Source organism: Atlantibacter subterraneus, assembly GCF_007570865.1.
Taxonomy (GTDB): Bacteria; Pseudomonadota; Gammaproteobacteria; order Enterobacterales; family Enterobacteriaceae; genus Atlantibacter; species Atlantibacter subterraneus.
Genome location: NZ_VLPS01000009.1, coordinates 148022 through 160485 on the forward strand (window position 1 = coordinate 148022; position 12464 = coordinate 160485).

The 12464-nt window shown below is 59.0% G+C and carries 10 protein-coding genes; 8 read left to right on the plus strand and 2 right to left on the minus strand.

Annotated features, from left to right (window positions below; genetic code table 11):
• Positions 1–120: 120 nt before the first annotated feature.
• Positions 121–2499, minus strand: coding sequence for a phosphoenolpyruvate synthase (ppsA, locus tag FND52_RS17710; RefSeq protein WP_125293471.1), 2379 nt, complete (start codon positions 2497–2499; stop codon positions 121–123).
• Between the two features lie 336 nt (positions 2500–2835).
• Here ppsA and ppsR point away from each other — a divergent pair, with 336 nt between their 5' ends.
• From ppsR to FND52_RS17750, 8 genes are all read left to right on the plus strand, one after another.
• Complete coding sequence (gene ppsR, locus FND52_RS17715; RefSeq protein WP_125293472.1) at positions 2836–3669, plus strand: posphoenolpyruvate synthetase regulatory kinase/phosphorylase PpsR; 834 nt, start codon at positions 2836–2838, stop codon at positions 3667–3669.
• Between the two features lie 154 nt (positions 3670–3823).
• Positions 3824–4870 carry a 3-deoxy-7-phosphoheptulonate synthase gene (locus FND52_RS17720; RefSeq protein ID WP_125293473.1) on the plus strand — a complete coding sequence of 349 codons (1047 nt, stop codon included), beginning with the start codon at positions 3824–3826 and terminating at the stop codon, positions 4868–4870.
• A gap of 225 nt (positions 4871–5095) precedes the next feature.
• Complete coding sequence (gene hemP / locus FND52_RS17725; protein WP_144132299.1) at positions 5096–5284, plus strand: hemin uptake protein HemP; 189 nt, start codon at positions 5096–5098, stop codon at positions 5282–5284.
• A gap of 70 nt (positions 5285–5354) precedes the next feature.
• Positions 5355–7343 (plus strand): TonB-dependent hemoglobin/transferrin/lactoferrin family receptor, encoded by a 1989-nt coding sequence (locus tag FND52_RS17730; protein WP_144132303.1) that lies wholly within the window; start codon positions 5355–5357, stop codon positions 7341–7343.
• Positions 7344–7365: 22 nt separating this feature from the next.
• The gene (locus FND52_RS17735; protein ID WP_144132307.1) at positions 7366–8397 is read left to right on the plus strand and encodes a hemin-degrading factor; all 1032 of its coding nucleotides are present in this window, start codon (positions 7366–7368) and stop codon (positions 8395–8397) included.
• Positions 8394–9212, plus strand: a complete 819-nt coding sequence (locus FND52_RS17740; RefSeq protein ID WP_144132310.1) for a heme/hemin ABC transporter substrate-binding protein — start codon at positions 8394–8396, stop codon at positions 9210–9212. Before FND52_RS17735 ends, FND52_RS17740 begins: the two co-directional genes overlap by 4 nt.
• 14 nt (positions 9213–9226) lie before the next feature.
• Positions 9227–10198, plus strand: coding sequence for a FecCD family ABC transporter permease (locus FND52_RS17745; protein ID WP_144132686.1), 972 nt, complete (start codon positions 9227–9229; stop codon positions 10196–10198).
• Positions 10191–10970 carry a heme ABC transporter ATP-binding protein gene (locus FND52_RS17750; protein WP_144132314.1) on the plus strand — a complete coding sequence of 260 codons (780 nt, stop codon included), beginning with the start codon at positions 10191–10193 and terminating at the stop codon, positions 10968–10970. Before FND52_RS17745 ends, FND52_RS17750 begins: the two co-directional genes overlap by 8 nt.
• On the opposite strand, the gene selO is transcribed toward FND52_RS17750, so the two are convergent.
• Positions 10971–12416 carry a protein adenylyltransferase SelO gene (selO, locus tag FND52_RS17755; RefSeq protein ID WP_144132319.1) on the minus strand — a complete coding sequence of 482 codons (1446 nt, stop codon included), beginning with the start codon at positions 12414–12416 and terminating at the stop codon, positions 10971–10973.
• Positions 12417–12464: the final 48 nt, after the last annotated feature.

Sequence of the window (12464 nt, forward strand, 5' to 3'; positions counted from 1 at the left end):
TAAAATTTGAGTATTCAGGCGCGTAATTGATTAAGGAATTCAACAAATAAGCCAGACGGGAGAACAGCGCGGAAACAAAAAAAGGCGGCTAAATCAGCCGCCTGAGGGAAGGATTAAAGATTATTTACGCAGTTCAGCCAGGCTCAGCCAGGTCTGCACCACCGTATCCGGGTTCAGGGAGAGGCTGTCGATACCCTCTTCCATCAGCCAGGCAGCGAAATCTTCATGGTCGGACGGACCCTGACCGCAAATGCCCACGTATTTCCCCTGTTTTTTCGCGGCGCGGATCGCCATGGAAAGCAGCGCTTTCACCGCGTCGTTACGCTCGTCGAACAGTTCAGATACCACGCCGGAATCGCGATCCAGGCCGAGCGCCAACTGGGTCATATCGTTGGAGCCGATAGAGAAGCCGTCGAAGTATTCGAGGAACTGCTCCGCCAGCAGGGCATTGGACGGGATTTCGCACATCATGATGACTTTCAGCCCGTTCTCGCCGCGCTTCAGCCCCTGACGCTCCAGCTCTTCCACCACCGCTTTGGCCTGGTCAACGGTACGCACAAACGGCACCATCACTTCTACGTTAGTGAGGCCCATCTCGTTACGCACCCGCTTAACGGCTTCACACTCCAGCGCGAAGCAGTCGCGGAAGCTGTCGGAGACATAGCGTCCCGCACCACGGAAGCCCAGCATCGGGTTCTCTTCATGCGGCTCGTAGCGCTCACCGCCTACCAGGTTGGCATATTCGTTGGATTTAAAGTCAGACATCCGCACAATCACGCGTTTCGGGTAGAACGCCGCGCCCAGGGTAGCGATGCCTTCGGTCAGACGGCCAATGTAAAACTCCACCGGCGAGTCATAACCTTTCATCATCTCCTTGATCTCTTTTTGCAGCCCAGGCTCCTGCTGGTCAAACTCCAGCAGCGCGCGCGGATGCACGCCGATCATCCGGTTGATGATGAATTCAAGACGCGCCAGGCCAACGCCTTCGTTCGGCAGGCAGGCGAAGTCAAACGCGCGGTCCGGGTTGCCGACGTTCATCATCACCTTCAGCGGTAGGTCCGGCATGGTGTCGACGCTGGAGCTTTTCACGCTGAAGTCGAGCAGCTCGGCGTAGACGTAGCCGGTATCCCCTTCGGCGCAGGAGACGGTAACGTTCTGGTCATCTTTCATGCGCTCGGTGGCGTCGCCGCAGCCGACCACCGCCGGGATGCCCAGCTCACGGGCGATAATCGCCGCGTGGCAGGTGCGCCCGCCGCGGTTGGTCACGATGGCCGCCGCCTTTTTCATGATCGGCTCCCAGTCCGGGTCGGTCATGTCGGTGACCAGCACGTCGCCCGGCTGGATGCGGTTCATTTCGCTGATGTCGTGGATCACTTTCACCGCGCCGGAGCCGATGCGGTGGCCGATGGCGCGGCCTTCGGCGATGATATTGCCGTGGGCGTTCAGAGTATAACGCTCCATCACCTGGCCCCGGGAACGTACGGTTTCCGGACGCGCCTGGACAATAAACAGCTTGCCGGTGTGGCCGTCTTTGGCCCATTCGATATCCATCGGGCGGCCATAGTGTTTCTCAATCAGTACCGCCTGCTTCGCCAGCTCCTGCACCTCGTCATTGGTGATGCAGAAGCGGTCGCGTTGTTCCTGCGGCACGTCTTCAATTTGTACCTGCTTGCCATGCTCCTGAGTCGCAGCATAGGTCATGCGGATTTTTTTCGAGCCCATGGTACGGCGCACAATCGCCGGACGGCCCGCTTCAAGGGTCGGCTTGTGAACGTAGAATTCATCCGGGTTCACCGCACCCTGCACCACCATTTCGCCAAGGCCCCACGCGCCGGTGATAAACACCACCTGGTCGAAGCCGGATTCGGTATCGATGGAGAACAGCACGCCTGACGCGGCCAGGTCGGAACGCACCATACGCTGCACGCCCGCCGACAGCGCCACGCCGCGGTGGTCGTAACCCTGATGCACGCGATAGGAGATGGCGCGGTCGTTAAACAGCGAGGCAAACACGTGCTTCACCGCCACCATCACCGCATCAATGCCCTGCACGTTCAGGAAGGTTTCCTGCTGACCGGCGAACGACGCGTCCGGCATGTCTTCCGCGGTGGCGGAGGAACGTACCGCGAAGGAGGCGTCGGCATCATCGGCGGACAGCTGGTTATAGGCATCACAAATCGCCTGTTCAAGTTCAGGCTGGAACGGGGTATCAATCACCCACTGACGGATCTGCGCACCGGCTTTGGCCAGTTCGGATACATCATCGATGTCGGTTTTATCCAGCAACTCATAAATGCGCTGGTTAACGCCGCTTTGGTCGAGGAACTGATTAAACGCATCAGCGGTAGTAGCAAACCCGTTTGGCACGGAAACACCCACGCCGGACAGGTTTGTAATCATTTCACCCAGGGAGGCATTTTTGCCCCCAACTCTGTCTACATCATTCATGCCGAGTTGGTTATACCAAAGCACTAGCGGTGACGAGCCATTGTTGGACATCGAAACAATCCTTTTGTGATATTTGATAGGGGTAAATAAATATCTGACGACGCATTAAGCCTGGCATATTTAGCCGGTCGGGAAAAACGGTGAATCGTTCAAGCAAATTAAAAAATGTTCATCGCAATGTGCAAACGCTCAAAAATCTAACTTATTGATTAGAAACAGGTCATTAATATACCCATGGTTTAAAAGGAAATATCGAAAAATGAAATCCGCTTTTCATAATAAATAAAAACACCATTTCATTTTTAAAAAATGAGAGGATCGCTATGTCTGAATAGCAAGATTTAAATTATCCTTTAAGGATATTCCCAATTTCATCAGGACGTTATTATGGACAGCAGTGTCGATCGCCACGTGTTTTATATTTCCGACGGAACGGCAATTACCGCCGAAGTGCTGGGCCATGCGGTGATGTCGCAGTTCCCGGTGTCCATTAACAGTATCACCCTGCCGTTTGTAGAAAATGAAAGCCGCGCCAAAGCGGTAAAAGAGCAGATCGACGCGATTTATCAGCAGACCGGCGTGCGTCCGCTGGTGTTTTATTCGATTGTGATGCCGGATATTCGCGCCATCATTCTGCAAAGCGAAGGCTTCTGTCAGGACATCGTCCAGGCGCTGGTGGCCCCGCTGCAACAGGAGATGAAACTCGATCCGACGCCCATCGCCCACCGCACCCACGGCCTGAATGCCGCCAACCTGAATAAATACGACGCGCGTATCGCCGCCATTGATTACACCCTGGCGCATGATGACGGCATTTCGATGCGCAACCTCGATCAGGCACAGGTGATTTTGCTGGGCGTATCGCGCTGCGGTAAAACCCCCACCAGTTTGTATCTGGCGATGCAGTTTGGCATCCGCGCCGCCAACTACCCCTTTATTGCCGACGATATGGATAACCTTAACCTTCCTGCGGCGTTAAAACCGCTCCAGCACAAGCTGTTCGGCCTGACGATTAACCCGGAACGCCTGGCAGCCATTCGTGAAGAGCGCCGCGAAAACAGCCGCTACGCCTCAATGCGTCAGTGCCGGATGGAAGTGGCGGAAGTAGAAGCCCTGTACCGTAAGCACCAAATCCCGTATCTCAACAGTACTAACTATTCGGTGGAAGAGCTGGCGACAAAACTGTTGGATATCATGGGGCTCAATCGCCGCATGTACTAATTTACTAGTACAAAAGCGCATTTTTCTGTGTTAGGGTGTCGCGCATTGTGGCCCATCGCAGCCGCTTATCTTGAAATCAATCAGGATTGGTTTATTGTGATGCCCATCACTTCCCGGTACTGAAGCCGTTGAAGCACAAAATTTTGAGACACCCATGAATAAAACTGACGAACTCCGCACGGCGCGGATCGATTCGCTGGTGACGCCAGCCGAACTCGCCCAGCGCTACCCCGTTTCTGCCAGCGTCGCTGAACACGTCATCGCCTCACGCCGTCGCATCGAGAAAATTTTAAACGGCGACGATAAGCGCCTGCTGGTGATTATTGGCCCCTGCTCAATCCACGATGTCGACGCCGCCATGGATTACGCGGCGCGTTTACAGACTTTGCGCGAGAAATACCAGTCGCGGCTGGAAATCGTAATGCGCACCTATTTCGAGAAACCGCGCACCGTGGTGGGCTGGAAAGGCCTGATTTCTGACCCCGATCTCAACGGCAGCTACCGCGTCAATCACGGTATTGAGCAGGCGCGGCGTCTGCTGCTGCGCGTTAACGAGCTGGGCGTGCCCACCGCTACCGAGTTTCTCGATATGGTGATCGGCCAGTTTATTGCCGACGTGATCAGCTGGGGGGCGATTGGCGCGCGTACCACCGAAAGCCAGATCCACCGCGAAATGGCCTCGGCGCTCTCCTGCCCGGTCGGCTTTAAAAACGGCACCGACGGCAACACCCGCATTGCGGTGGACGCCATCCGCGCCGCCCGCGCCAGCCATATGTTCCTGTCGCCAGATAAGCACGGCCAGATGACCATCTACCAGACCAGCGGCAACCCTTACGGGCATATCATCATGCGCGGCGGGAAGCAGCCTAACTATCACGCCGGGGATCTCAACGCCGCCTGCGACGCGCTGCGCCAGTTCGATCTCCCGGAGCATCTGGTGGTGGATTTCAGCCACGGCAACTGCCAGAAGCAGCACCGCCGCCAGCTGGATGTGTGTGAAGAAATTTGCGCGCAAATCCGCAGCGGCTCCCGCGCCATTGCTGGGGTGATGGTGGAAAGCTTTATCGAAGAAGGCAACCAGCCCATCACGACCGGCAAGCCGCTGGTGTATGGTCAGTCGATTACCGACCCGTGCCTCGGCTGGGACGACAGTGAAACGCTGCTCGCAATGCTTAACGACGCGGTAGCAAGCCGCTTCTGAATTCCTGCACTGCCCTCGTCCGAGGGCATTTTTTTGTCTTTCGCTTGCCGCTGCAAAATATATCCACCGCCTAACCGGATGATCCGTATAAATTTTGCGGGATTAACGCGCGTTTTCGGTAAAAATTGATTTCTTCACAATTTTCTCACAAATAACGCTTGCCGCTCCGATGCTGATTATTGATAATGATTCTTATTGTTACCTTTATTGTCATTTTTAAATAATATGATGCAGATTGAGAAAGCCCCCGGCTCCGGCACTACGCCGAAAAACGCCGCAGACAACGCGACCGCGCCACGCCAGATCGACAGCAAAACCCTGCTCGGCCCGGACGGGCGCATCACTATCGTGCATGACGGCCAACACTATCTGCTACGACAAACTCAGGCCGGAAAACTCATTCTGACCAAATAACACCCCACGCCCGCCACCCAGGTTATCCCAGGCAGCCAGCGCTTTCATTTTTTCTCTATGGAGAGTTGCTATGCCTTACCTGCACACCGCTGGCCCGCGCCTGTCCGCGCTGGCCCTGTTGGTCCTCGGCGCAATGCCTGCCGCTTCACTGGCGGCGGCACAGGAACAGATGACCGTCACCGCTACCGGCAATGAACGCAGCACCTTTGAAGCGCCGATGATGGTCAGCGTAATCGACGCCGATACCCCCACCGGCCAGACCGCCTCTTCCGCCGCCGATCTGCTGCGTAAAGTGCCGGGCATTACGCTGGACGGCTCAGGCCGCACCAACGGCCAGGATATTAATCTGCGCGGCTACGACCGCCGCGGCGTACTGGTGCTGGTGGACGGCGTTCGTCAGGGCACCGACACCGGTCACCTGAACAGCACCTTTATCGACCCGGCGCTGGTGAAGCGTATTGAAGTGGTACGCGGCCCGGCGGCACAGCTGTACGGCAGCGGCGCGTTGGGCGGCGTGGTCTCCTTTGAAACCAAAGACGCCAGCGACCTGCTGTTTGACGGCCAGAACAGCGGCTACCGGGTATTCGGCACCGGCGCAACCGGCGATCGCAGCATCGGCATGGGTGCCAGCGCCTTTGGCCGCACCGACGATCTAGACGGCGTGGTGGCCTGGTCCAGCCGCGATCGCGGCGATATCCGCCAGAGCGACGGGAAAAGCGCGCCGAATGACGAAAGCATCAACAATATGCTGGCAAAAGGCACCTGGAAAATCGACGCCGATCAGGCGCTTTCCGGCTCGCTGCGTTATTACAACAACAGCGCTCAGGAGCCGGTAAACCCACAAACTGCGGGCGAAATCACCACCAGCAATCCGCTCACCGACCGCTCGACCATTCAGCGCGATGCCCAACTGGGCTATCACCTTAATCCGCAGGGCAACGACTGGCTGGATGCTGACGCCACGGTTTACTGGTCGGAAGCGCGGATCAACGCCGAGAATCAGGACAATACCAACCCGTTCCGCAAACAGACCACCAAAGGCGGCAAGCTGGAGAACCGCTCGCGCCTGTTCACCGGCAGCGTCGCCAGCCATTTGCTGACATACGGCGGCGAGTATTACCGTCAGGAGCAGCGTCCGGGCGGCGCAACCACCGGCTTCCCGCAAGCCAATATCGATTTCAGCTCCGGCTGGCTGCAAGATGAAATGACCCTGCGCGATCTGCCGGTCTCCCTGCTGGCAGGCACCCGCTACGATAATTACCAGGGCAGCAGCGAAGGCTACGAGGATGTGAATGCCGATAAATGGTCATCCCGCGCCGGGCTGTCCATCACGCCGACCGACTGGCTGATGTTGTTCGGCTCCTATGCCCAGGCGTTCCGCGCGCCCACGATGGGCGAGATGTACAACGACGATCTGCACTTCGCCATCGGACGGTTCTACAGCAACTACTGGGTGCCGAACCCGAATCTGCGACCAGAAACCAACGAAACCCAGGAGTACGGCTTCGGCTTGCGCTTTAACGATCTGATGCTCGGTAACGATCAACTGGAATTTAAAGCCAGCTATTTTGATACCCACGCCAAAGACTATATCTCCACTACCGTGGATTTCGCCCGGGCGACCACCATGTCGTATAACGTGCCGAACGCCAAAATTTGGGGTTGGGACGTGATGGCGAAATACAGCGCCGATCTGTTCAGCCTGGACGTGGCCTATAACCGCACCCGGGGTAAAGACAGCGATACCGGTGAGTGGATCTCCAGCCTCAACCCGGATACCGTCACCACGCAGCTGGACATTCCGGTGGCGCAGAGCGGCTTCTCCGTGGGCTGGGTCGGCACCTTCGCCGATCGTTCTGACCATATCAGCAGCAGCTACAGCGAGCAGGCGGGCTATGGCGTGAATGACTTTTACATCAGCTATCACGGCCAGCAGCAGCTACGCGGTTTAACCACCACGCTGGTGCTGGGCAACACCTTTGATAAAGAGTACTGGTCGCCGCAGGGCATCCCTCAGGATGGCCGTAACGGCAAAGTGTTTGTTAGCTATCAGTGGTAACACCCATTATAAGGAAAACAAGATGAGCCACCTGTACCAAACCTGGCTGACGTTAAAAGCCGAAAACCCGCAAAAATATGCCCGCGATATCGCCGCGATGATGAATATCAGCGAAGCGGAGCTGACCCATGCCCGCGTCGGCCATGACGCCTGGCGCTTACAGGGCGAAATCCGCAGCATCCTGCACGCGCTGGAAAACGTCGGTGAAACCAAATGCATTTGTCGCAATGAGTATGCGGTCCATGAACAGGTGGGCCGCTTTGAAAACCAGCATCTGCAAGGCCATGCCGGGCTGGTGCTGAACCCGCGCGCCCTTGACTTGCGTCTGTTCCTCAACCAGTGGGCGTTTGCCTTTCATATCCGCGAGGCCACTAAACACGGCGAGCGTCAGAGCATTCAGTTCTTCGATTATCAGGGCGACGCCCTGCTGAAGGTGTACACCACCGATAACACCGACTTTGACGCCTGGGCCGAAGTGCTGGCGCGGTTTATCCACGTCGATAACCCGATGCTTGATCTTCAACCCGCCGCCGACCAGCCGGAAACCGTTGAGGCAGATGCCGCTGCGGTGGAGCAGGAATGGCGCGCCATGACCGACGTGCATCAGTTCTTTATGCTGCTGAAGCGTCATAACCTCAGCCGTCAGCAGGCGTTCCGCCTGGTGAGCGACGATCTGGCCTGCCAGGTCGATACTCAGGCGCTGAGCCAGTTGTTGAATATGGCTCATGACGACGGCAACGAAATTATGATTTTCGTCGGCAACCGCGGCTGCGTGCAGATCTTTACCGGCGCGATTGAAAAAGTGCTGCCGATGCATAACTGGATCAACATCTTCAACAAGAGCTTTACCCTGCATCTTCAGGGCGACCAGATTGCCGAAGCCTGGGTAACCCGGAAACCGGGTTCCGACGGCTACGTCACCAGCCTGGAGCTGTTCGCCGCCGACGGCACGCAAATCGCCCAGCTGTACGGCCAGCGCACCGAAGGTAACCCGGAACAGACCCAGTGGCGCAGCCAAATTGAAGCCCTGTGCCAGAAAGGGCTCGCCGCATGAAAGCCTGGCTGTTGGGTTTACTCGCCCTCCCCTGGCTGGCAATGGGCGCAGAGCAGCGGCTGATTACCATTGGCGGCGACGTGACCGAGATCGTCTATGCCCTCGACGGGCAACAGCATCTGGTGGCGCGCGACAGCACCAGCCTGTTGCCGGAAGCGGCGACCACACTGCCGGATATCGGCTATATGCGCCAGCTCAATGCCGAAGGGATCCTGGCGCTGCGTCCGACGTTAATCCTCGCCAGCAGCCAGGCGAAGCCGTCGCTGGCGCTGGAGCAGGTGGCAAACAGCGGCGCTAAGGTTGTAACCATTCCGGCGGACAACAGCCTGCAGGGCATCGACGCGAAAATCAGCGCCGTGGCCGCCGCGCTCCATAAAGAGCCGCAAGGCCGCGCTCTGCAACAGCGGTTAACCACCGCGCTGAGCGCTATTCCCCGCCAGCCGCTGGATAAAAAAGTGCTGTTTATCATGAGCCACGGTGGGATGAGCACCATGGCGGCGGGCCAGCAAACCGCCGCCGATGCCGCCATTAATGCCGCCGGGCTGCGCAACGCCATGCAGGGCTTTACCCGCTATCAGCCGCTCTCCCAGGAAGGGGTGATTGCCAGCGCGCCGGATCTGGTGCTGGTGACCCGCGACGGTATCCGCACGCTGGGCGGCGAGGAGCAACTCTGGGCGTTGCCCGGGCTTGCCCATACCCCAGCCGGGAAACAGCGCCAGCTGATGGTGGTGGATGATATGGCGCTGCTCGGCTTCGGCATTCGCACTCCGCAGGCGATTGCCGAGCTGCGCCAGCGCGCGGAAACTCTGCCGTGACGGCACGCCGCGCCATGCTGGCCATGATGCTGGGGCTGATCGCGCTTTCGCTGCTGGCCGCCAGCCTGGGTGCCATGCGCCTGCCGCTCAGCATCCTGTGGTGCAATGGCGACGGCTGGCTGCGGGAAATCTGGTGGACTATCCGCCTGCCGCGCGTGCTGCTGGCGTCGCTGATTGGCGCGGCGCTGGCGCTTTCCGGCTGTGTGATGCAGGGGCTGTTTCGCAATCCGCTGGCCGACCCGGGGTTGCTGGGGATCAGCAGCGGCGCGGCGCTGGCGGTCGGGTTTTACGTGGTGCTGCCATTTAGCCTGACGGGATTTTTAGTACTCTACGCGCCGATGATCGCCGCGTTTATCGGCAGCCTGGCGGTTACGGCGGCGATTTTTGTGCTCAGCCAGCGCCACGATAACACCCTGTCGCGCCTGCTGCTGGTGGGGATTGCCATCAACGCCCTGTGCGGCGCGGCGGTGGGCGTGCTTTCCTGGTTAAGCAACGACGCCCAGTTGCGCCAGCTGTCGCTGTGGGGCATGGGCAGCCTCGGGCAGGCGCAGTGGTCAACCCTGCTGGCGGCGGCCTCATTAACGCTCCCCGCGTCGCTGCTGATCTGGCGGCTGGCGCGGCGGCTTAACCTGCTACAGCTCGGCGATGAAGAGGCCCACTATCTGGGCGTCGATGTCCAGCACACCCAGCGCCAGTTGCTGATCCTTAGCGCGCTGCTGGTGGCGGGCGCAGTGGCGATCAGCGGCGTGATTGGGTTTATCGGCCTGGTGGTGCCGCACCTGGTGCGGCTGTGGCTGGGGTCCGATCACCGGGCGCTGGTGCCTGGCTCAATGCTGGCGGGGGCCATGCTGCTGCTGTGCGCTGATACCCTGGCGCGCACGCTGGTGGCGCCGGCGGAAATGCCGGTGGGCCTGCTGACCAGTTTGCTGGGCGGCCCGTGGTTTTTATGGATGATTTTCCGTCGCCGGGGAGGCGTGGATGGATAACTGCCTGCAGGCGCAACGCCTTACGCTGACGCGCAATGGACGCCATCTGGTGAATGACGTCTCGCTGAGTCTGGAACCGGGCGAATTAGTGACGCTAATCGGCCCCAACGGCGCGGGTAAATCAACCCTGCTGCGGATGTTGACCGGCTTTCTTGCGCCCAGCCAGGGTGAGTGCGTTCTCGATGGTCAATCCCTTAATGACTGGCATAAAGACGCCCTGTCGCGCCAGCGGGCGGTCATGCGCCAGAACAGCCAGCTGGCGTTTTCCTGGCCGGTTGAGGAGATTATCGCCATGGGCCGCGCGCCCTGGGGCGAATCGGCGAAACAGGAAACGATTAATCAGGTGATGGCGCTGACCGGCTGCGACAGTCTGCGCGGTCGCGATTATTGTCAGCTTTCCGGCGGCGAGCAGCAGCGGGTACAGTTGGCGCGGGCGCTGGCCCAGCTCTGGCATCACGATGGTCCACGCGGCTGGCTGTTTCTTGATGAGCCGACGTCGGCGCTGGATTTGTACCATCAGCAGCATCTGCTGCGCCTGCTGCATCAGCTGACGCGAGCGGGCAAGCTGCACGTATGCGTGGTGTTGCACGATCTGAATCTGGCGGCGCTGTGGGCCGACCGCATTTTGTTAATGCATCAGGGGAAACTGGTCGCCAGCGGATCGCCCTGGCAGGTGCTGGAAGAAAACACCCTGCGCCGCTGGTATCAGGCGGATGTCCGGGTGCGACCGCACCCGGAACAAAACACGCCGCAGGTTTTTTTGCGCCCGTGATCAGCTGGAGCAGCTTACCTCCAGCCGTTTTCCCCAGTCCGGTGGACGACGGCTGTACTCATCGTCACGGTCGGCAAACGGCTGGCGCAACGCCTCGCTCAGGCGCAGCATCTCACTGGCGTCGCCCTGCTCTGCGGCTTCTATCGCGCGCTGCGCTAAGTAGTTGCGCAACACAACCGCCGGGTTGACCGCTTTCATCGCCGCCTGACGCACCTCGTCGGCAACCTCTTCCTGCTGAAGCCGTGCGCGGTAGCGGCCAAACCAGCCGTCAAATCCGGCGCGATCGATAAACTCATCGCGCAGCGGCGAGGCGGCAGAGTGCTGTTCGGTTTCGCTGAGCATCCTGAAGGTGCGGGTAAAATCGCTGCCTTCGCGCTGCATAATCGCTAACAGTTCATTCAGCAGTTCGTTATCGCCGCGCTGCTGGGTCATCAGCCCCAGTTTGGCGCGCATCAGTGCGCCGTAATCCCGCAGCAAGACCTCCTGATAGCTGTCCAGCAGCGCGTTAAGCCGATCGGCGCTGACGAACGGCGCGAAGGTTTGCGCCAGCCGCTGCAGGTTCCACAAGCCTACCGCCGGCTGGTTATCGAAAGCATAGCGCCCCTGGTAATCAGAATGATTGCAGATAAAACGCGGCTGCCAGTCGTCCATAAAGCCATACGGACCGTAATCGATGGTCAGGCCGAGGATCGACATGTTGTCGGTGTTCATCACGCCATGGCTGAATCCGACTGCCTGCCAGCGCGCGATCAGCGCCGCAGTGCGGACAACCACCTGCTCAAGAAACAGCGCCAGCCGATCCGGTTCATCTACTAACGCCGGGAAATGGTGGCGAATTACGTATTCCGCCAGCTGCTGCACCCTTTCCGGTTCACGCCGGTAATAAAAATGTTCAAAGTGGCCGAAGCGCACATGGCTTTCGGCGATACGCATCAGCATCGCGCCGCGTTCGGCGGTTTCGCGGTAGACCGGCGTATCGCTGGTAACAATGCTTAACGCGCGGGTGGTGGGGATCCCCAGATAATGCATCGCTTCACTGGCAAGGCACTCGCGCAGCGTGGAGCGGATCACCGCCCGGCCATCGCCCATGCGGGAATACGGCGTCAGACCCGCACCTTTAAGATGCCAGTCGAACCGCCGCCCGTCGGAAAGCTGCTGCTCGCCAAGCAGGATGCCGCGCCCGTCGCCGAGCTGCCCTGCCCAGACGCCAAACTGATGGCCGCTGTAAACCTGCGCCAGCGGCGACATGCCCGGTAGCAGCGCTTCTCCGCCCCAGACGCCCGCGCTACCCTGATAATCAAACAGAGAATCGGGCAGTTCCAGCGATTGCGCCAGTTGGGGGTTATGCCAGAACAAACGCGCATTGCTCAGCGGCGTCGGCGAGAGCTCGCTGTAAAAGCCGGGTAGCTCGTCACGCCAGGTAGTAATAAATTTTGGATTTTTCATCAGGCCTCCTGCTTCCAGTGTAGTGCCTGACGAAAAGTTTAAACACGG

Bases quoted from the DNA above. Each gene is read 5' to 3' on its own strand.
- FND52_RS17750 (WP_144132314.1), top strand. From the start codon at position 10,191: ATGGATAACTGCCTGCAGGCGCAACGCCTTACGCTGACGCGCAATGGA.
- selO (WP_144132319.1), bottom strand. From the start codon at position 12,416: ATGAAAAATCCAAAATTTATTACTACCTGGCGTGACGAGCTACCCGGC.
- ppsR (WP_125293472.1), top strand. From the start codon at position 2,836: ATGGACAGCAGTGTCGATCGCCACGTGTTTTATATTTCCGACGGAACG.
- hemP (WP_144132299.1), top strand. From the start codon at position 5,096: ATGATGCAGATTGAGAAAGCCCCCGGCTCCGGCACTACGCCGAAAAAC.
- FND52_RS17720 (WP_125293473.1), top strand. From the start codon at position 3,824: ATGAATAAAACTGACGAACTCCGCACGGCGCGGATCGATTCGCTGGTG.
- FND52_RS17730 (WP_144132303.1), top strand. From the start codon at position 5,355: ATGCCTTACCTGCACACCGCTGGCCCGCGCCTGTCCGCGCTGGCCCTG.
- FND52_RS17740 (WP_144132310.1), top strand. From the start codon at position 8,394: ATGAAAGCCTGGCTGTTGGGTTTACTCGCCCTCCCCTGGCTGGCAATG.
- FND52_RS17735 (WP_144132307.1), top strand. From the start codon at position 7,366: ATGAGCCACCTGTACCAAACCTGGCTGACGTTAAAAGCCGAAAACCCG.
- FND52_RS17745 (WP_144132686.1), top strand. From the start codon at position 9,227: ATGCTGGCCATGATGCTGGGGCTGATCGCGCTTTCGCTGCTGGCCGCC.
- ppsA (WP_125293471.1), bottom strand. From the start codon at position 2,499: ATGTCCAACAATGGCTCGTCACCGCTAGTGCTTTGGTATAACCAACTC.